We start from the raw sequence: 18,552 nt of genomic DNA on the forward strand, positions 1-18,552 counted from the left end.
TGCGCAGGATCAGCGGTGCAACCCGTGCCGGAGTCGGGCCCCGGCCAAGATGGAGCGGCAATGGGGCAGCGTCGGGCCGCCCCTTTTCCGACTCGATAAGTGTCCGATCGGATAAGGGTAGTCCAATTCGCGCAGAGACACGCCGGTGGCCGATGCCGGTCGGTGACGGCGATGCCAAGCAAGGGGCGAGATGACCAGCGATTCTTCCCCAGACACGCCAACGCCGCCCCATAGGGCGGCGTTGGCGTGTCTGCGGCGACGGCTAGGGAAACGGGTGAGCCGAGGCTCATCGGCCCATCACGCCACGGCTGTCTCACGCTGGCGTTCACGGGCCTCACGCTGGCGGCGCAGGAACATCGGCTCTGGATTGTCGATGGAGACCTGGTAATGGCGCGAGAAGGTGTTCAAGGCGTTGAGCGCGTCCTCGACAACCTGATCCTCACGCAGCGAAAAGGCATTGAAGCCGCAGCGCGACATGGAAAACAGCTGGTCGATCAGCACGTCGCCCACGGCGCGGATCTCGCCTGTGTAGCCATGGCGTTCGCGCAGCACCCGAGCCAGGCTGTAGCCACGACCGTCGGTGAACTTGGGGAAGTCGATGGCAATCACGGGGGCCTTACGCAGCGCCTCGACGGTGGACTCGTCGAGCTCGATGTCGCTCGGCAGCCACGGGGCAAGGGACTCACGCTCGTCGGCCGCGAGCCACAGGTCGAGGCGCACGATGGCCCGAACGCCTTGCGGCGCGCCGTCGTCGTCATGGCGGACCCAGGCATCCTCGGCCAGTTGGCGATCCTTGATCAGCGGACGTGGGGTGGACTGCTCAGGCATATACGTGCTCCTTGAACGGCTTCAGACCGATGCGGCGATAGGTGTCGATGAAGGCTTCGTCGGGCTGACGGGCGCCAACATACACCTGCAGCACCTTGTCGATGACCGAAGGCACGTCTTCACGGAAGAACGACGGCCCTAGAATCTTGCCCAGCGACGAGCTATTACCCTGGCTGCCGCCGAGGGATATCTGGTAGTACTCCTCGCCTTTCTTGTCGACGCCGAGGATGCCGATATGGCCTACGTGGTGGTGGCCACAGGCGTTCATGCAACCCGAGATATTGAGATCCAGCGGCCCCAGGTCATACAGGAAATCGAGGCTCTCGAAGCGTTCCTGAATGGCCTCGGCGATGGGAATCGACTTGGCATTGGCCAGGGCGCAATAGTCGCCACCGGGGCAGCAGATCAGATCCGCCAGGGTGCCCACGGTCGGGTTGGCGAGGCCTAATTCCTCGAGGCGCTGCCATAGGGCCTCGATGCGGTCGACGGCGACGTCGGTCAACACCAGATTCTGCTCGTGGGTCACGCGCAGTTCACCGAAGCTGTAGTCATCGGCAAGATCGGCAATGTCGGCCATCTGCTGGGACGTGACGTCGCCGGGTGACTGACCCTTGCGCTTGAGCGACAAGGTAACGGCCTTGTAGCCCGCCACCTTGTGGTCTGTCACGTTATTGGTGACGAAGCGGGCGAAGGCGCGGTTATCGCGACGCAGGGCCTCGTAGGCCTCGATGGCAGACGTGTCGATGGTGCGACGCGGCGGCTCGACGAAGTGCTTGGCCATATCGTCGATGGCCTGCTGATTGAGGGTCTGGACACCGTCTTTCAGATGCGCCCATTCCTCTTCGACGCGGCGACGCATTTCGTCGATGCCGAGCGCCTTGGTCAGGATCTTGATGCGCGCCTTGAACTTGTTGTCGCGACGCCCGAACTGGTTATAGACCCGCAGGATCGCCTCCAGGTAGGTCAGCAGGTGCTGCCACGGGAGGTCTTCGCGGATCGTCGCGCCGATCATCGGCGTGCGGCCGAGGCCGCCACCGACCAGCACCTTGATGCGGACGTCGCCGGCATCGTTACGCCACAGGCGAAGGCCGACATCGTGAACCTGAATCGCGGCACGGTCCTCATCGGCACCGGTGACGGCGATCTTGAACTTGCGCGGCAGATAGTAGAACTCGGGGTGGAAGGTCGACCACTGGCGAATCAGTTCGCACCACGGACGCGGATCCACCTCTTCGTCGCCGGCGATGCCGGAGAACTGGTCGGTGGTGGTGTTGCGAATGTCGTTGCCGCTGGTCTGAATGGCGTGCATCTGGACGCTGGCAAGCTCGGCCAGCATGTCCGGCACGTCCTCGAGCTTCGGCCAGTTCAACTGCAGGTTGGTGCGGGTCGTGAAATGACCGTAGCCACGATCGTAGCGTGCGGCGATCTCACCAAGCTTACGCAGCTGATAGGAGGCCAGCATGCCGTAGGGAATGGCGATGCGCAGCATCGGAGCGTAACGCTGCACGTAAAGACCGTTCTGCACCCGGATGGGCAGAAACTCGTCTTCACTGATCTTGCCCTCGAGATAGCGGCGCATCTGGTCACGGAACTGCTCGACGCGTTCGTCGACCAGGGTCTGATCATGATTGTCGTAGCGATACATTCAGCGCGTTCCTGCAGCCTGAGAATGACGGGACGTTGCGGGCAACCTTACCTGCCCGCCATTATTCTATAAAAGAATAAATCTTCATAGTTTACGTGCAAAAAGTAATTAGGCATCTGTCAGACCGGTATCGCCTGCCAATGCCGACGTTGCCAGATCAACACAAAAGCCGTCGAGTTGAGCACGCGATAGCCGAGCTGGCACCACCAGATGGCGGCCAGCCCCAGGCCCTGGTGGACGCCGAGCCACCAGGCCAGCGGCAGGAACACCAGCCACTGGGTCGCGAGCGTCACGGACATGACGGCTCGGTTGGCGCCAGCCCCCAGCAAGGCCTGGGTGAACACCAGGGCGGCGGCGTCGATGACGATCATCAGGGCCGTAAGTCGCAGCGGCTCGATCCCCAGGGCGATCAAGTCCGGGTCGTGCAGGAACACGGCCAGTATCGTTTCGGGAAAGATCAGCATCGGCAGTGCCAGCGTCGATAAGCTGAGCCACGCCATGCGTACCACGTCCCAGCCCCAGCGGTGGGCGTCTTCGGGAGTCTGCTGGCCGAGGGCCTCGCCGACCAGGCTCATCGCCGCCATGCCAAGGCCGACCCCGGGCAGGATCAGCAGCAGTGACAGGTTGACGAGCACATGGCCCACGGCCACGCTGCTGGTGCCGATCTGACCAAGGATCCAGAACAAGACGGCGTAGCCTGCGGCAAACCACAGTTGCTGAAAGGAGTGGGGGGTGGCGAGGCGCAGCGTCGTCGTCAGGGTGGCGAGGTCGGGGCGGCGCCAGGCGATGCCGGGCGCCCGCTTGATGGTGATGGCGGCCCAGGCCGCGAGGCCGACGCATAGCGATAGTGCTGTGCCGAGCCCGGCTCCGCTGGCTCCCATGGCAGGCAGCCCCCAGTGGCCGAAGATCAAGGCGTAGCTGATGACGATATTGACCAGATGCGTGAGCACGATGATGCGCAGGGCAATGCCGGTCTGCTGCACGCCGTTCCAGTACCCGCGAAAACACAGGATCAAGGCCACGGGCGTCAGCGACACCACCCGCCAGCGGAAGTAGTCGACGGCGATCGCGGTGACTGCCGGGTCCGAGTTGATCGCACTCAGCAGCCGTGGCGCCCACCACAGGCACGCCGCGGACAGCGGCAGTGCGACCACCAGCGCGATGACCAGCCCCGCCACCAGACCGTCGCCGCGTCGCGCCAATGCTTGCTCACCGTGGCGGCGTGCGACCTGGGCCTGGACGCCGGACGACAGTCCGAACACACAGGCGCTGATCAGGAAGGTGGCGTACCCGCCGATGCCTACCGCGGCCAGCTCAACGTCACCGAGGGTGCCGACCATGGCCGCATCGACCAGGTTCAAAAGGCTCTGGGTCAGCATCGCCGCCACGATCGGCAGGGCCAGCCTGACGATGGTCTGGCAACGCTTGGCCTCAGGCAGCATGGCGAGGACCGTTCCTCGACCCGGGGGGCTCGTCCCCCGGGGCAGCATTCGAGAACGTGCAACCCGACGGCGGGTCTATCCGTTTAGCCGCCGGCGAGTCGGGCCCGGTTACCATCATGCCGGGTCGTAGGACAGCACCGGCGATAGCCAGCGTTCCATGTCTTCAAGCGGCATGTTCTTGCGTCGAGCCAGTGCCTCGACTTGATCGCGGGTGATCTTGCCGGTGGAGAAGTACTTCGACTGCGGATGCGCGAAGTACCAGCCGGATACCGCCGCGGCCGGCCACATGGCGAAACTCTCGGTCAGGTCGAGCCCGGTGTTGGCGGTGGCATCGAGCATTCGGAACAGGGTCGCCTTCTCGGTATGGTCCGGGCAGGCCGGGTAGCCGGGGGCAGGGCGGATGCCCTGGTACTTCTCGGCGATCAGGGCCTCGTTGTCGAGGTGTTCTTCCGGCACGTAGCCCCAGTACTCACGGCGCACACGCTCGTGGATATGTTCGGCGAAGGCCTCGGCGAGGCGATCGGCCAGGGCCTGAACCATGATCGCGTTATAGTCATCGCCCTTGGCCTTGTAGGCCGCCGATAGCTCCTCAACGCCGTGACCTGCGGTCACCGCAAAGCCGCCGATCCAATCGGCCTTGCCGGCTTCCTTGGGTGCCACGAAGTCGGCCAGGCTGTAGCACACACCTTCACGATTCTTGGTGGTCTGCTGGCGAATGTGGTGCAGCTGCTCGACCACCGTCGTGCGGCTGGCATCGCCATAGACCTCGATCACGTCGTTGTCGACGGTGTTAGCCGGCCACATACCGATGACACCGCGGGCCTTGATCAGCTTTTCATCGACCAGGCGCTGGAGCATGACCTGGGCGTCCTGAAATAGACTGCGCGCCGCCTCACCCACTACCTCGTCATCGAGAATCTTCGGGTACTTGCCGGCCAGCTCCCAGCTCATGAAGAAGGGCGTCCAGTCGATGCGCTCGAGCAATTCGTGCAGGTCGTAGTCATCGAACACCTTGAGACCGGTAAAGCTGGGCTCTGGCGGTGTATAGCCCTGCCAGTCGATGGCCGGCTTGCGTGCGCAGGCGCTGGCGTAGTCAAGATCCGCGGCCTTCGGGCGTCGCTTGGCGTTGCGCTCGCGAACCTTCTCGTACTCCGCGGCGATCTCGGCGACGTAGGGCCCCTTCAATTCGCCCGACAGCAGGCGGCCGGCGACCCCCACGGCACGCGAGGCATCGGTAACGTAGATCACCGGATTGTCGTACTGCGGGTCGACCTTGACCGCGGTGTGGGCCTTGGAGGTCGTGGCCCCGCCGATCAGCAAGGGCAGCTCGAAGCCCTGGCGCTTCATTTCCTTGGCGACGTGGACCATCTCGTCCAGCGACGGGGTGATCAGGCCGGAGAGGCCGATGATGTCGGCCTTCTCCTCGCGGGCGGTCTGCAGGATCTTCTCGGCGGGCACCATCACGCCAAGGTCGACCACATCGTAGTTGTTGCACTGAAGCACCACGCCGACGATGTTCTTGCCGATGTCATGGACGTCGCCCTTGACGGTGGCCATGACGATCTTGCCCTTGGCCTTGGTGTCTTCGGTCTTCTCGGCTTCGATATAGGGAATCAGATAGGCCACCGCCTGTTTCATCACCCGCGCCGACTTGACCACCTGGGGCAGGAACATCTTGCCGGCACCGAACAGGTCGCCGACCACGTTCATGCCGTCCATCAACGGGCCTTCGATGACTTGAATAGGACGCTCGGCCCGCTGGCGAGCGAGCTCGGTATCTTCCACGATGTAGGCGGTGATGCCCTTGACCAGCGAGTGGGCGATACGCTTCTCGACCTCCCAGCTGCGCCACTCCAGGTCTTCTTTCTTCTCGCCGCCGGAACCGTCACCCTTGAACTTGTCGGCGATCTCCAGAAGGCGCTCGGTGCTGTCGGTGCGGCGATTGAGCACCACGTCCTCGACCGCCTCGCGCAGCTCCTCGGGCAGGTCGTCGTAGACGGCCAGCTGGCCGGCATTGACGATGCCCATGGTCAGTCCCGCGCGAATGGCGTGATAGAGAAATACCGAGTGAATGGCCTCGCGCACAGCGTTGTTCCCGCGAAACGAGAAGGACACGTTGGAGACGCCACCGGACACCATGGCGTGGGGCAGGTGCTCGCGAATCCAGCGCGTCGCCTCGATGAAGTCCACGGCGTAGTTGTCGTGCTCCTCGATACCCGTGGCGATGGCGAAGATGTTCGGGTCGAAGATGATGTCCTCGGCCGGGAAGCCGATCTCATCGACCAGCAGGCGATAGGCCCGCTCGCAGATCTCGGTCTTGCGCGCGAAGGTATCCGCCTGGCCGGTTTCGTCGAAGGCCATGACCACCACCGCCGCGCCATGGCGTCGGCACTCGGTGGCCTGATGACGAAAGGCTTCCTCACCTTCCTTCATCGAGATCGAGTTGACCACCGCCTTGCCCTGGATGCACTTGAGGCCGGCTTCGATGATCTCCCACTTGGACGAGTCGACCATGATCGGCACCCGGGAGATATCCGGCTCGCCGGCGATCAGGTTCAGGAAGCGGACCATGGCTTCCTGGGACTCGAGCATGCCCTCGTCCATGTTGATGTCGATGACCTGGGCGCCGTTCTCGACCTGTTCCAGGGCCACCTCCAGCGCGGTGGTGAAGTCTTCTTCCACGATCAAGCGCTTGAAGCGGGCAGAGCCGGTGATATTGGTGCGCTCACCGACGTTGACGAACAGCGACTCGTGCTCGATGTTGAACGGCTCGAGACCCGACAGCCGACAGGCTACGCTGCGCTCGGGCAGCTTGCGGGGCTTGAGGCCAGCGATGGCACGGTGGATCGCGGCGATATGTTCCGGGGTCGATCCACAGCAGCCGCCAATGATGTTGACCAGACCGCTGGCGGCAAACTCGGCGACGATCTCGGCCATCTCTTCCGGCGTCTGGTCGTACTCGCCGAACTCGTTGGGCAGGCCGGCGTTGGGGTGCGCCGAGACGAAGGTGTCGGCCTTGGTCGCCAGCTCCTCGACGTACGGACGCAGCTCCTCGGCACCCAGGGCACAGTTGAGGCCCACACTCAAGGGACGCGCGTGGCGCACCGAGTTCCAGAATGCCTCGGTGGTCTGGCCCGACAGCGTCCGACCGGAGGCGTCGGTGATGGTCCCGGAGATCATCACCGGCAGGCGCACGCCGGTTTCGTCGAAGAGCTGCTCGAGGGCGTAGATGGCGGCCTTGGCGTTCAAGGTGTCGAAGATGGTCTCGATCATGATCAGATCGGCCCCGCCGTCGATCAGCGCAATGGCGGCTTCACGATAGTTGTCGCGCAATGCGTCGAAGGTGACGTTGCGCTTGGCCGGATCATTGACGTCCGGGGACAGCGACGCCGTACGCGAGGTCGGCCCCAGCACGCCGGCCACGTAGCGAGGAATGCCGGTCTCGGCGCCGACCGCGTCGCAGACCTGGCGCGCTAGCCGCGCCGCTTCGCGATTCAACTCGGCGGCGAGCGCTTCCATGCCGTAGTCGGACTGGGACAGCTGCGTCGAGTTGAAGGTGTTGGTCTCGATGATGTCGGCACCGGCCTCGAGATAAGCGCGATGAATTCGTGAGACGAGCTCCGGGCAGGTCAGCGCCAGCAGGTCATTGTTGCCCTTGAGATCGCTTGGCCAGTCCTTGAAACGCTCGCCGCGAAAATCGGCCTCGCTGAGTGAGGCGTTCTGGAGCATGGTCCCCATGCCTCCATCCAGCATCAGGATGCGCTCGTTGAGGCTGTCGGTCAGATGGGCGGTCTGGGCGGTCGAAACGGCGGCCATGGGCAGAGGTGTCTCCAGCGAAGAGCGAAGTGTCAGGGTCAACGAACAGATTCTTGTGGTCGTGATCTTGTGTCGGTGGACGAGTGCCCCCATCTCTAGGCGCCAGGCCCTAGGGACTCGTCGGGGCGCGTCATGTTACCAAAGTGCGCGGCCCGGCGGCAGGGGAAAGACAATCCCGAGTGAATTGCTCGGGATTGTGTCTCGGCATGGTGTCGCTTACCATGACCCCATCCTTACCCCGCGAGGCCAACGGCCGAACCTGCGGGACGAACAGTAGCGAGAGACCCATGAGCGAGAACATCCAGATCACCGACAGCGCACAGGATTATCTGGCGGAACTGCTCGAAAAGCAGGGCGTCGAGGGTATTGCGGTGCGGATCTTCATCACCCAGCCGGGCACGCCCTACGCCGAGACCTGCCTGGCTTACTGTCGCCCGGGCGAGGAAGAGCCGAGCGACGAGCGCCTGGAGCTCGACAAGATCGCCGTGTATCTGGACGCCAACAGCCTGGCGTTTCTTGAAGAGGCGGTCGTCGACTTCAATGCCGACCGCATGGGTGGGCAGCTGACCATCAAGGCGCCTAACGCCAAGATGCCCAAGGTCAACGCCGATAGCCCGCTTGAGGACCGTATCAACTACATTCTGTATAGCGAGATCAACCCAGGCCTTGCCGCCCACGGTGGCGAGATCAAGCTGGTCCAGCTGACCGAGGAGCAGATTGCCGTGCTCGCCTTCGGTGGTGGCTGCCAGGGCTGCGCGGCGGTCGACCTGACCCTCAAGGAAGGCGTCGAAAAGACCCTGATGGAGCGTATTCCCGAGCTCGCCGGTATTCGTGACGTCACCGACCATACCGACACCACCAATGCCTACTATCGCTGATGGCGGTCGTTAGACCATTGCTGATGGTGGTCGTTAGACCATTGCTGATGGTGGTCGTTAGGCTATTGCTGATGGTGATCGTTAGAATAGACAGCCCACAGCTTGCCGACGAGCGATCGCCCGGCACATAGAAGATTGAAGCGAGACGCGGCGGCCCCGCCCCTCGGGGGCGGCGCGTCTCTTTTTGGGCTGCGCCTTCTTGTGGCTTCGCACCTTCGCACCTTCGCGCGTTACCAGGGCGTCACAGCGCCAGGCACGGGATTCAACGCGCCGGTGGGGCGCCTTGTCGCCACCGGCGCAACACAGCCCCCTTACTCGCCACGCGAATCGGTTCCGGCCTCCCGGGCGGCGTCTCTTGATGCCTGCGCGTCTTCCTTGACCCGCTGCTTGCGACTCTTCTGTTCCTGCTCGGTCTTGTGCTCGGCTTCCTGTGCACGTGTCAGGGTCCACAGCCGTTCGTCGAGCTTGGCCTCCAGGGCACTCAAGCGCTCTGCCTGCATCGATGCCTGACGCCGCTGTTCCTCTATGCGCTCGTTAAGCATCGCGATCTCGTTGGCCTTGGCCCTGGCGTTCTCGTCGGCGCGTGATTTCGCCAGCTGTGTCTCGCGATGACGCTTCTCTTCTTCGCCCAGATCGGAGCGGGCCGTATGAAGCTGTTGCTGAACGAGATCGTTGCGGTGTTCTGCCTGCTTGAGTCGCTGAGCGTGAGACTTCTCGGCGGCCTGGCGCTCCTGGCGGGCACCATCGAGCAGGGCCATCAAGCGCGACTCCGCACTTTCGTGGCGTTGCTCTTCCTGACGCAAGCGCTCTTTGTGCTCGGCCTGGTGCGTCGCCAGCACCTCCTGATGTTCTTTGCCCTGACGCTCGTTCTCCTGCTGCAGACGGCCTAGCTGGTCATCCAGCTGAGCGGCCCGATGGCGCTCCTTCTCGACCTGCTGCTCCAATCCCTGAGTCGTCGACTCGAGGCGGGTGAACTCGGCCACGCATTCCTGGAGGCGCTTGTCGGTGGTGGCCATGTGGGCGGCGAGGGCGGATTCACGCTGTTCGGCGTCCTCGGCGCGGCGATTGGCCTCGGCGACGGCCTCCTGGGCGGCCTCCACTCGGCGGTTGGCCTCCTCGCGGTAGTGACCGAGATTCTCGGTGGCCAGCGCCTGAGCCTGGCCCCATAGCTCTTCTGCCAGGCCCTGGAGTTCCACCGGCATGCCCTGGGGCGGCGGCACATCGCGACGCTGCTCGCGCTGGGTTCGCCATTCCCGCAGGTGATCGCTGATGGTGGTGAAACTGCCGGTGCCGAGAATGTCGCGCACCTTCTGCACGCTAGGGGCCTCCTGGCGTTGCAGCAGGGTATCGATGGCGCGCTGCACGTCATCGAATGTGATCCCGGTTCGGGCCATGACTCTCTCCTTGGGCGGAGGGGAACTCCCCTGCGTAAGTGAATGATGCCTGATCGATGCCGGCTAACGCCACGCCGATGACGGCCCGTGGCTATCGAAGGCTGCCGACCCGCCCGGACCAGGGTGCTGACAGGGTGCTGACATGCCGCCCGGGTGAGCCTTGGCATGGCGCGAGACGCCGTTTCACGACAGAATAGCTGTAATTACGTATTGTTTAAATACGTAATTTATATTACGGATATGAACATATAATCAAGATTACGCGCCTTATCTTGATTTTATGCCACTACGGCCGGCTCCATGCCCAGCGATGATCCATGTGGATGGGCCGAGGACCAGGGAGGAGATGGCTTGGGAGGAGATGGCTTGGGAGGAGATGGCTTGGGAGGAGATGGCTTGGGAGGAGATGGCTTGGGAGGAGATGGCTTGGGAGGAGATGGCTTGGGAGGAGATGGCTTGGGAGGAGATGGCCTGGGAGGAGAGGGCCTGAAGGGGGTCATCGCCATGAGGCTTGCAGATTTAATGATATGAGATAACATAACGTGCATATCTCGCCCACACCCCTGGCGTGATCTACGCAAGACAGGGTGGGGAAGGGGATCGGCCTGGCGGCAGAGTCCTCTCTTGGTAATGGCATTGGAAGTTGCACGGCCCGCCAGACAGAACGTCGCGCCGAGCGTTGTAGAGAACGTTACAAAGAACGTCGTAGTGAATACCTTGGAGAGTTCGCCGTCACGGGGCTTGCCTTAGGCCATGGCGGCAGGCCCAAGGCCGGCAGCGCCTGTCTCGGCCCTCTCCATCCACCACACGCATCAACCACGTATCAACCACGCATCAACCACGCAAGAACTACTCAAGAATCAGGCAAGGAACCTTTAGCATGAATCCAGTATTACCCAAGACCATGGGTGTCGTTGTCATCGGCTTGCTGACCATGGCGGGAGCCCCCATAGCCACCGCCGAGAGCGGTCCATCCGCTTCCGGCGAGCAAGACGGTCATGACCATGGACACGACCACGACCATGACCATGATAACGACATCTATGCCGGACACTTCGAGGATAGCCAGGTCGAGGATCGCTCGCTGTCCGACTGGGAAGGCGACTGGCAGTCGGTGTATCCCTATCTGCAAGATGGCACCCTCGATGACGTCTTTGCGCACAAGGTCGAGCAGAATGACGAAAGCACCGTCGCAGAGATCAAGCAGTACTATGACAGGGGGTATCGCACGGACGTCGACCGCGTGGTGATCGAAGGCGATTCCGTCTCCTTTTTTGCCGACGGGCACGAAAGCGTTGGCGAGTACGCCTACGATGGCTATGAGATCCTGACGTACGAGGCCGGAAATCGGGGCGTGAGGTACATCTTCGCGCTCGAACACGGCGATGGCCAGGGCGCTCCGGCGTTCATTCAGTTCAGCGATCATGCGATCTACCCGACCGATGCCGGTCACTACCACCTCTATTGGGGGGATGATCGAGAAGCGCTGCTGGAAGAGGTCACGAACTGGCCGACCTACTATCCTGCCGACCTGGATGGCGAGGAGATCGTGGAGGAAATGCTGTCGCACTGAGTTTGCCTGCGCCAGCTATCTCAAGCAATCGCAAGCAAGGAGCCGCCGGCAAGGGCGGGGGCGCCATCTCGCCTCCGCCAGGAAAGGGCGCCGGTCGAGGTCCACCAGCTCTCCGGCGAGGTCGAAATCTGGCATAATCGATGCGTGCGCGGCCTGGCTTCCACGCCGTATGGCGCTAGCCGGGGCCCCTGACAGCGGGGCGTCAGAACAGGACCGGCCCCCAGTGCGGGGGCAGTAACGCCGGCAACGGAGCCGACCGATGAGCATGTCATGAGCAGGCGACGTTCCCCTGAGCTTGAGGCTGCCGATGGCCCCGGTGCGATCGCCCTGCCGCATGGGGCGGTCGTTGCGGGTAACTCGGCACCAGGCATCGTCGCCGACACCGATGCCCAGGCCGTCGCGGCCTGGCTGTCCGAGTACCAACAGAGCCCAAGCACTCGGCGTGCGTATCGCCGCGAGGCCGAACGGCTGCTGCTGTGGCTTGGCGAGCACGCCCTGACGCTGAGTGCACTGCGCCGCCATCACCTCGACGATTACGAGAGCTTTCTCGGCGATCCGTCCCCCCGCGAACGCTGGATCGGGCCGGTCAGGCCACGTACCGACCCGCGCTGGCGCCCGTTTCGCGGTCCCCTGTCGCCGGCGAGTCGGCGGCAGAGTATGGTCATTCTTCAAGCCATGATGGCCTGGCTTGGCGAGGCCGGCTGGGTATCCCACAACCCTTTTCGCTTGATGCGAGACAAGGGCCGGCGACTCGACAATCGCCGTGCCCGGATCGAGCGCTACCTGGAGCGACCGCTGTGGGATTGGCTGTGGCAGTGGCTGTGCGAGCAAGACAACAAGGCACAGTCCGATGCGGAAGGGCGTGAGGCGCGGCGCATGCGCCTCGTGTTCGGGTTTGCTTACCTGCTGGCACCGCGCATCGGCGAGATGAGCGCCGCGCGCATGGATGACTTCATTGTCAGGGAGGGGCGCTGGTGGTGGAACGTCGTCGGCAAGGGCGGCAAGGCGGCGAGCATTCCTGTGCCGTCGGACCTGCTCGACCTGCTCGGTGAGTCACGCCTGGCGTGGGGATTGCCGGCCCGGCCTGCCGGAGACCGGGGGCCGGTCTTGCGGCGGCGTGATGGCCTCTCGCCGCTCGGCGACAATCAGCTATATCGATTGATTCGAGGCACCTTCCAGCGTGCCGCAGACGCTCTGGAGGCTGAAGAGGGTAGTCCTCAGGCGGTGGCACGCCTGCGTGAGGCGACGCCGCACTGGCTGCGGCACACGGCGCTGACGCACCAGGCTCAGGCCGGCGTCGAGCTTCGCTACCTGGCCGAAACCGCACGCCATTCGCGCCTCGACACCACCGCTCGCTACCTGCATGCCGAAGACGAGGAATGGCATCGCCAGCAGTCGGCGCATCAGCTGCCCGACGCAGCAGAGCGCTGAGATAAGTGCTGGCGGCGACATCGGTCGGCACCGCCGCCGAGGCGCACGACGAAACCCCTTGCCGGCTCACCGGCAGGGGGGTTCATGGTCTGATTGTCATGATCTGAGGGCAATCATCCGCGCAGAGCGGTCAGGGCTTCATCGAGCCGTGCTTGCGGGCCATGTAGCGCTGTGCGTGATCGGTTAGCGCCTTGACGTCTGACTTGTAGCCCTTGTCGAGCCGGTAGGCGGCGTAGGACAGGCCTAGCGTGGCCATCAGCATGATCAACATGGCGATATGAAAGGTCATCACTTACCCCTCCAGGTGAGTAGGGCTTTGCTGTAGGATGCCACGACGGCCAGGCCGAAGCCAATAGCCGCGCCCCACAGCGGCTTCGCGGTGTTGGCGACCAGCAGGTCGCCATGCTCGCCGGCCTTGTCGGCGAAGAACAGCGCGATCAAGGAGAGTGCGCCCACGGTGGTCCCCGCGCGATCCAGCAGGTCCAGCAGGTTGGCGGTGATGGCGGCGCGCTTGGCGCGCCGTTCGGCGGCCAGGTGCTCGATGATGTCCTCGAGCTGCTGCCGCGAGAGCGACGGCCGCGACCTTGCGGGTGTCGATGATTGCTCTGTGACGCTGCCAAGGCCAGGTTCGTCGAGATACTCGTCCAGCTCCCGTTCCAGCGCATCGAGCTTCCTGTCCTTTCGCTCGGTGGTCATCCTTGGCACTCCTTTCCTGGCATCCGGTTTCGCTCTGCGAGCCCCGACCCTCGGGGTATCCTCCGCGTCTTGACGCCTCGGAACCCGGCGGCCCCAACAGCGACAGCCGCGGTGCTACTCGGCGGACACGTCGGCGGCGAGTCAGGCGGGCGCCACAGTGTAGCATTGTCCCGCCTGCGCCAAGCCCGGGTCTTGCGCATCTGGCCTCGGCGGACGGTGAAGGTCACGCCGACCAGGGGACGACGGGGACCGCCGGCGAACGGTATAATCGCGCGATGACCCAAGGAGTTGCCATGACCACCGAGATAACCCCCGAACAGGCTCAACAGGACCTGGTAGAGGAATTCGAGCTTTTCGACAACTGGATGGATCGCTATCAGTACATCATCGACATGGGCAAGGCGCTGGCGGAGTTCCCCGAGGCCTGGAAAGCCGATGAGCTGAAGATTCAGGGCTGCCAGTCCAACGTCTGGATGCGCCATGAGCGCCGCGGCGATGCACTGCACTTCGATGCCGTCTCGGATGCCGCCATCGTCTCGGGGCTGATTGCCGTGTTGCTGCGCATCTACAATGACCGCAAGCCCGCCGACATCGTCGCTACCAGCCCCCATTTCCTCAAGGACCTGGGCCTGGATAAGCACTTGTCACCGACGCGCAGCAACGGCCTGAACAGCATGCTCGAGCGTATCTACCAGGTGGCGGGGCAAGAGATCGCCTAAGGCACGCTAAGCCCCTCTCGAGTACAGTAACGCGAACGGCGAGACGATCATGAGGAGCGCCGCTGGCCTTGCCGCGCTCCGCACGCCTTATCTTCCGATGGACGCTCCGCTCGAGCGCTAGCATCGATACCGGCTGTCTCGTCTAGCACGTCATGGCCGAATGCGTCGGTGCGAAGACGGTAGCGATCATCGAGATCCGGGTCCTCACGACAGATCGTCTCGCTCGGGCCTCCCGGCACAGGGTCGATGCCGCCTTCGGCGCCGGGGTGGCAGCGCAGGATTCGCTTCAGTGCCAACCAGCCGCCCCGCAACGGGCCGTGAGTTTCGATGGCTTCACGGCTGTAGTGCGAGCAGCTCGGCCAGTAGCGACAGCGTGGGCCGAGCAGGGGACTTAAGAGCTTCTGGTAGACGGCGATCAGGCCGATGGCCAAGGCGGCTATGCATCGCCTTGGCAGGGCAACAAGGGGCGCGAACCGAGTCATGGGCGATACCCCCGCCGACGATCACTTCGCCGGTCAGCCCTTGTTGGCATACAGCGCATCAGGATCGATCAGAGGGGCACTGGTGATACGGGCGGTGTCGCCTTCCAGGCCCAGGTAGAAGCAGCTCCTGCGCCCGGTGTGGCAGGCAGGCCCAGTCTGATCCACCTGCAGCAACAGGGTATCGCCATCACAATCCAGTGCCGCGCTGACCAGCCGTTGCTGCTGGCCGGAGGATTCGCCCTTGCGCCAGAGTCTTGCGCGGGAGCGGGAGAAGTAGCACACCCGACCGGTCGACAACGTCTCCAGCAAGGCTTCATGATTCATCCACGCCATCATTAACACCTCACCGCTATCGTGCTGCTGGGCGATGGCCGGCAGCAGGCCGTCGTCGTTGAAACGTATGGCGTCGAGTAGCTGACCAATGGCCATGGTGCTGTCGGTGGCGGCGCGTTCGAGGCGCTTGAAGATCTCAGACATGGGGCGATCCAGGCAGTGCGAGGCGGCGGGCCGCCACGTGGGTCAATGAGGTTGGCAGGCTTGACACAACCCGAGCAGCTCGATGGTCTGGCGCTGAACCTTGAACCCAAGCGCCTTGGCCTGGGTCGACAACTGGTCATTGATCTCGTCCAGGTGCAGCTCCTCGACCAGGCCGCAATCGCGGCAGATCAGGAGCTGAAAGCGATGCGCGTGCTCGGGACACGGGCAAGCCACGTAGGCGTTGAGGGACTCGATGCGATGCACGAGCCCTTGTTCGATCAGAAACTCCAACGCCCGATAGACCGTCGGTGGCCTGGCCGCGGCATGGCCCTCGGCGAGCCGATCGAGCAGGTCATAGGCTTTCAACCCACCGCTGGCCTCGGCGATCAGCTCGAGCACCCGGCGACGAATCGGGGTGAAGCGAACGCCGCGTCGCTGGCATTGCTGTTCGGCCTGATGAAGCAGGGCAGAGTCGGTCATGGCGTCCCTGGTAGCGGATGTCGGACGGCCACTTCACGAAGCGCGAAGGGCCCATCACAAAGAGCGGAGCCCCATTCTACCCGCTGGCCGACGGGGCGGCCAGCCGACGGCCTCGTCGGCTGGGGCTGCTGCGCTGCCGTCGAGAAATTCAGATGGCCACGGCCGGCGCGTCCTGCAATTCACCTTGTCGCGCAAAATGGTGCTGGGCGAAGGCGACGCGCTCGGCGACCGAAACGCCTTCCGGTTGTTGCTCGATCAGTTCGAGGCGACCGCGCAGTCCTTCGCCGTTAGCCATCTGAATCGCCAGGCCAGGGCGCGCGTTGAGCTCCAGCAACATCGGCCCGAGATCGCGATCCAGCACCATGTCGGTGCCCAGATAGCCAAGTCCGGTCATCTCAAAGCAGCTCGAGGCCAGCTCCAGCAGGGTGGTCCAGCCGCCAATCTGCAGGCTGGCCAGTTCATGCCCGGTATCCGGATGGTCACTGCGGGAACGGTCGAACTGAACACCGCGCACGGCTCGCCCACTGGCGATGTCGATGCCGACCCCCACAGCACCCTGGTGCAGGTTGGCCTTGCCGTCCGAGGCCGCGGTCGATAGCCGCATCATCGCCATCACCGGATAGCCCTTGAAAACGATCACTCGAATATCCGGAACACCTTCGTAGCTATAGGCGGCAAACCCAGTATCGAAATTGATCAGGGCCTCGACCAGGGCGACATCCGGCGACCCGCCCAGCGAGTAGAGTCCGGACAGGATATTGGACACATGCCGCTCGATATCCTCGATGTCGAGCTCGGCGCCGCTGGGCTTGATGAAGTGCTTGCCCTCGACCCGTTCGATGACGAGGATGCCCTTGCCGCCACTGCCCTTGGCCGGCTTGATCACGAACCCTGTCTGACCGGCGAGCATCTCGGCAATATGCTTGACCCCGAACTGGGTGGTCACCGTGCCGATCAGACGCGGTGTGGCGATGCCATATTCTTCTGCCAGGAGCTTGGTCTTGAGCTTGTCATCGACCAGCGGGTAAAGCTTGCGGCTGTTATAACGTCCGATGTAGCGAATGTTGCGCCGATTCATGCCGATGATGCCCTTGGCCTCGAGCTTCGCTGGCGTGGTCCAGTTGCGCATGCCTCAGTCCTCCGTCACCGGCTTGAACCGGCGCAGTTCGAGCAGGCGATAACCGGTGTAGTTACCCAGCAGCAGGATGAATGCCATCAGGATCAGCTGGACGCCGAGGAAGTTGAACGTGATATGGCGAATCCACGGGTTATTCATGGCGAGGTAGGCCAGCACCGCCGTCAGCAGGCTGCCGCCGCCCTGAACCAGCACCTGCTTGGGGCCTTCCTCTTCCCACAGAATCGACATCCGCTCGATGGTCCAGGACAGGATGATCATCGGGAAAAAGGTGATGGTGAGACCCGCGTTCAAGCCGAAGCGATAGGACATCACGGTGAAGATAGAGATGATGGCGATGACCGTGATGATCACCGCCGACACTCGCGCCACCAGAAGCAGGTTCAGGTGTGAAAGATAACTTCGGATGACAAGGCCGACCGCGACCACGAGCAGAAAGCCGACCAGGCCGGTGAGCAGGGTGGTCTGAATGAAGGCCAGGGCGATCAATACCGGCATGAAGGTGCCCGAGGTCTTGATCCCCACCAGTACCCGCAGCAATACGACCACCAAGGCCCCAATGGGAATCAGCAGGATGGTCTGAAACAGCGCCTGCTCTTCAAGCGGGAGGCTATGAATGGAAAAGTTGAGCAGCGTGTCCTCGTCCTTGGCCAACTGGCTGCGCACCGCGGCGGCAGCGGGCTGATTGCGCGATAGCATCGAGAAGGAGATGCGTGAATTGCTGCCGCCTTCGACCTCCAGGACGGCCTGGCCGGCGTTCTCCCACAGCAACAGGTTATCCGGACGGCCTTGGGCGCCATTGACCGGATTGAACAACTCGCGCTTGTCGCCATCATAGACCTCCACCCACGAGGCCAGGCTCTGACGACGGCGGCCGCTATCGAGCACCAGGCCGCTGACTTCCTGAGCGGCGACGCCGGCCTGGTTGAGCAGGCGAACGAGCAACGGCACACGGTCGAACTGGGTCAACAGCAGGCGAGCGTTCTCGCCCTGACGCTCATCGGTGAAGTCGAGCAGCAGTTCCCGAGCGAAGGTGAACGCATCGGAGGAACGCGACCAGGCCCGCGCGATGACTTGATCGGCGGCGGTGTCATAGGGGCGCTCCCAGGCTACGTCCTGTACCTCCGGCGCCGGTGGCAGGGAGCCTGCCTTGCGGGCGCTGGGGGCGACGAGTACCTGGGCACTGTAGTACAGGCGCTGGTCACCGATGGCCTCACGGGTCGACCATTCGGCACGACGTGCCCCATTCTCCTGTAAAAACGCCAGGCCATAGCCGGGTGACGCCGTATGCTCGGTCAGCACACGAAAGCCCGGCTGAGACGAGGGCAGGGCCATGTCGACCTTGGCCGACTCGCCTTCGCCATCGAAGGTTACCTGGGCTTCAATCTCCCATACCTGACGCTGTTCGCCCGGCGTCCAGGGGACCTCGAACTGAACGTGGCGATGAACGCTCATGACGATCCCGACGACCAGTAGCAGGGCGACGATCAGATAAAAGGGCAGTCTGGACATGATTCTTCCTTGCTGAAAACGGGCTGCCGGGGCCGGCGAGAAAA

16 protein-coding genes and 1 pseudogene are annotated in these 18,552 nt (G+C 63.4%); 5 read left to right on the forward strand and 12 right to left on the reverse strand.

The window, feature by feature from the left end:
• Positions 1-297: 297 nt before the first annotated feature.
• The 4 genes from ACUN9Y_RS13520 to metH all read right to left on the reverse strand — a co-directional run bounded on the left by ACUN9Y_RS13520 (position 298) and on the right by metH (position 7,731).
• Complete coding sequence (locus tag ACUN9Y_RS13520) at positions 298-828, reverse strand: DUF934 domain-containing protein (RefSeq protein ID WP_445461239.1); 531 nt, start codon at positions 826-828, stop codon at positions 298-300.
• Positions 821-2,473 carry a nitrite/sulfite reductase gene (locus ACUN9Y_RS13525; RefSeq protein WP_445461240.1) on the reverse strand — a complete coding sequence of 551 codons (1,653 nt, stop codon included), beginning with the start codon at positions 2,471-2,473 and terminating at the stop codon, positions 821-823. The genes ACUN9Y_RS13520 and ACUN9Y_RS13525 overlap by 8 nt, the downstream gene beginning before the upstream one ends.
• Positions 2,474-2,592: 119 nt before the next feature.
• The gene (locus ACUN9Y_RS13530) at positions 2,593-3,915 is read right to left on the reverse strand and encodes an MATE family efflux transporter (RefSeq protein WP_445461241.1); all 1,323 of its coding nucleotides are present in this window, start codon (positions 3,913-3,915) and stop codon (positions 2,593-2,595) included.
• A gap of 114 nt (positions 3,916-4,029) precedes the next feature.
• On the reverse strand, positions 4,030-7,731 hold the full coding sequence (gene metH, locus ACUN9Y_RS13535) for a methionine synthase (RefSeq protein WP_445461242.1): 3,702 nt from the start codon (positions 7,729-7,731) through the stop codon (positions 4,030-4,032).
• A 287-nt stretch (positions 7,732-8,018) separates the two neighbouring features.
• Here metH and nfuA point away from each other — a divergent pair, with 287 nt between their 5' ends.
• Complete coding sequence (nfuA, locus tag ACUN9Y_RS13540) at positions 8,019-8,609, forward strand: Fe-S biogenesis protein NfuA (protein WP_445461243.1); 591 nt, start codon at positions 8,019-8,021, stop codon at positions 8,607-8,609.
• Between the two features lie 311 nt (positions 8,610-8,920).
• Here the strand turns inward: nfuA and ACUN9Y_RS13545 are convergent, their stop codons facing one another.
• The gene (locus ACUN9Y_RS13545) at positions 8,921-10,003 is read right to left on the reverse strand and encodes a DNA-binding protein (RefSeq protein ID WP_445461244.1); all 1,083 of its coding nucleotides are present in this window, start codon (positions 10,001-10,003) and stop codon (positions 8,921-8,923) included.
• Between the two features lie 346 nt (positions 10,004-10,349).
• On the opposite strand from ACUN9Y_RS13545, the gene ACUN9Y_RS13550 reads away from it, so the two are divergent.
• From ACUN9Y_RS13550 to ACUN9Y_RS13560, 3 genes are all read left to right on the forward strand, one after another.
• Positions 10,350-10,493: a hypothetical protein gene (locus ACUN9Y_RS13550; RefSeq protein ID WP_445461245.1), complete on the forward strand. Its 144-nt coding sequence runs from the start codon at positions 10,350-10,352 to the stop codon at positions 10,491-10,493.
• A 390-nt stretch (positions 10,494-10,883) separates the two neighbouring features.
• Complete coding sequence (locus ACUN9Y_RS13555; protein WP_445461246.1) at positions 10,884-11,576, forward strand: metal-binding protein ZinT; 693 nt, start codon at positions 10,884-10,886, stop codon at positions 11,574-11,576.
• A 270-nt stretch (positions 11,577-11,846) separates the two neighbouring features.
• Positions 11,847-13,007, forward strand: a complete 1,161-nt coding sequence (locus tag ACUN9Y_RS13560) for a tyrosine-type recombinase/integrase (RefSeq protein WP_445461247.1) — start codon at positions 11,847-11,849, stop codon at positions 13,005-13,007.
• A 130-nt stretch (positions 13,008-13,137) separates the two neighbouring features.
• Here the strand turns inward: ACUN9Y_RS13560 and ACUN9Y_RS13565 are convergent, their stop codons facing one another.
• The gene (locus ACUN9Y_RS13565; protein ID WP_445461248.1) at positions 13,138-13,296 is read right to left on the reverse strand and encodes a hypothetical protein; all 159 of its coding nucleotides are present in this window, start codon (positions 13,294-13,296) and stop codon (positions 13,138-13,140) included.
• Positions 13,296-13,703 (reverse strand): hypothetical protein, encoded by a 408-nt coding sequence (locus ACUN9Y_RS13570; RefSeq protein ID WP_445461249.1) that lies wholly within the window; start codon positions 13,701-13,703, stop codon positions 13,296-13,298. Before ACUN9Y_RS13570 ends, ACUN9Y_RS13565 begins: the two co-directional genes overlap by 1 nt.
• A gap of 293 nt (positions 13,704-13,996) precedes the next feature.
• On the opposite strand from ACUN9Y_RS13570, the gene ACUN9Y_RS13575 reads away from it, so the two are divergent.
• Positions 13,997-14,422: a SufE family protein gene (locus tag ACUN9Y_RS13575; RefSeq protein ID WP_445461250.1), complete on the forward strand. Its 426-nt coding sequence runs from the start codon at positions 13,997-13,999 to the stop codon at positions 14,420-14,422.
• A 191-nt stretch (positions 14,423-14,613) separates the two neighbouring features.
• On the opposite strand, the pseudogene yidD reads toward ACUN9Y_RS13575, so the two are convergent.
• From yidD to ACUN9Y_RS13600, 5 genes and pseudogenes are all read right to left on the reverse strand, one after another.
• A pseudogene (gene yidD / locus ACUN9Y_RS13580) lies at positions 14,614-14,904 on the reverse strand (membrane protein insertion efficiency factor YidD); the annotation flags it as partial.
• A 33-nt stretch (positions 14,905-14,937) separates the two neighbouring features.
• A complete protein-coding gene (gene hisI / locus ACUN9Y_RS13585; RefSeq protein WP_445461251.1) occupies positions 14,938-15,381 on the reverse strand; it encodes a phosphoribosyl-AMP cyclohydrolase in 444 nt (147 codons plus the stop codon).
• Positions 15,382-15,423: 42 nt separating this feature from the next.
• A complete protein-coding gene (locus ACUN9Y_RS13590; RefSeq protein ID WP_445461252.1) occupies positions 15,424-15,861 on the reverse strand; it encodes a transcriptional repressor in 438 nt (145 codons plus the stop codon).
• Between the two features lie 148 nt (positions 15,862-16,009).
• Positions 16,010-16,990 carry an alpha-L-glutamate ligase-like protein gene (locus tag ACUN9Y_RS13595; protein ID WP_445461253.1) on the reverse strand — a complete coding sequence of 327 codons (981 nt, stop codon included), beginning with the start codon at positions 16,988-16,990 and terminating at the stop codon, positions 16,010-16,012.
• A gap of 3 nt (positions 16,991-16,993) precedes the next feature.
• The gene (locus ACUN9Y_RS13600; protein WP_445461254.1) at positions 16,994-18,508 is read right to left on the reverse strand and encodes an inactive transglutaminase family protein; all 1,515 of its coding nucleotides are present in this window, start codon (positions 18,506-18,508) and stop codon (positions 16,994-16,996) included.
• Positions 18,509-18,552: the final 44 nt, after the last annotated feature.

It is taken from the genome of Halomonas sp. V046, assembly GCF_052645355.1.

Coding starts and splice junctions, on each gene's coding strand:
- hisI (WP_445461251.1), bottom strand. CDS start 15,381: ATGTCTGAGATCTTCAAGCGCCTCGAACGCGCCGCCACCGACAGCACC.
- ACUN9Y_RS13555 (WP_445461246.1), top strand. CDS start 10,884: ATGAATCCAGTATTACCCAAGACCATGGGTGTCGTTGTCATCGGCTTG.
- nfuA (WP_445461243.1), top strand. CDS start 8,019: ATGAGCGAGAACATCCAGATCACCGACAGCGCACAGGATTATCTGGCG.
- ACUN9Y_RS13570 (WP_445461249.1), bottom strand. CDS start 13,703: ATGACCACCGAGCGAAAGGACAGGAAGCTCGATGCGCTGGAACGGGAG.
- ACUN9Y_RS13525 (WP_445461240.1), bottom strand. CDS start 2,473: ATGTATCGCTACGACAATCATGATCAGACCCTGGTCGACGAACGCGTC.
- ACUN9Y_RS13600 (WP_445461254.1), bottom strand. CDS start 18,508: ATGTCCAGACTGCCCTTTTATCTGATCGTCGCCCTGCTACTGGTCGTC.
- ACUN9Y_RS13565 (WP_445461248.1), bottom strand. CDS start 13,296: ATGACCTTTCATATCGCCATGTTGATCATGCTGATGGCCACGCTAGGC.
- ACUN9Y_RS13520 (WP_445461239.1), bottom strand. CDS start 828: ATGCCTGAGCAGTCCACCCCACGTCCGCTGATCAAGGATCGCCAACTG.
- ACUN9Y_RS13530 (WP_445461241.1), bottom strand. CDS start 3,915: ATGCTGCCTGAGGCCAAGCGTTGCCAGACCATCGTCAGGCTGGCCCTG.
- ACUN9Y_RS13590 (WP_445461252.1), bottom strand. CDS start 15,861: ATGACCGACTCTGCCCTGCTTCATCAGGCCGAACAGCAATGCCAGCGA.
- ACUN9Y_RS13550 (WP_445461245.1), top strand. CDS start 10,350: ATGGCTTGGGAGGAGATGGCTTGGGAGGAGATGGCTTGGGAGGAGATG.
- ACUN9Y_RS13545 (WP_445461244.1), bottom strand. CDS start 10,003: ATGGCCCGAACCGGGATCACATTCGATGACGTGCAGCGCGCCATCGAT.
- ACUN9Y_RS13595 (WP_445461253.1), bottom strand. CDS start 16,990: ATGCGCAACTGGACCACGCCAGCGAAGCTCGAGGCCAAGGGCATCATC.
- ACUN9Y_RS13560 (WP_445461247.1), top strand. CDS start 11,847: ATGAGCAGGCGACGTTCCCCTGAGCTTGAGGCTGCCGATGGCCCCGGT.
- ACUN9Y_RS13575 (WP_445461250.1), top strand. CDS start 13,997: ATGACCACCGAGATAACCCCCGAACAGGCTCAACAGGACCTGGTAGAG.
- metH (WP_445461242.1), bottom strand. CDS start 7,731: ATGGCCGCCGTTTCGACCGCCCAGACCGCCCATCTGACCGACAGCCTC.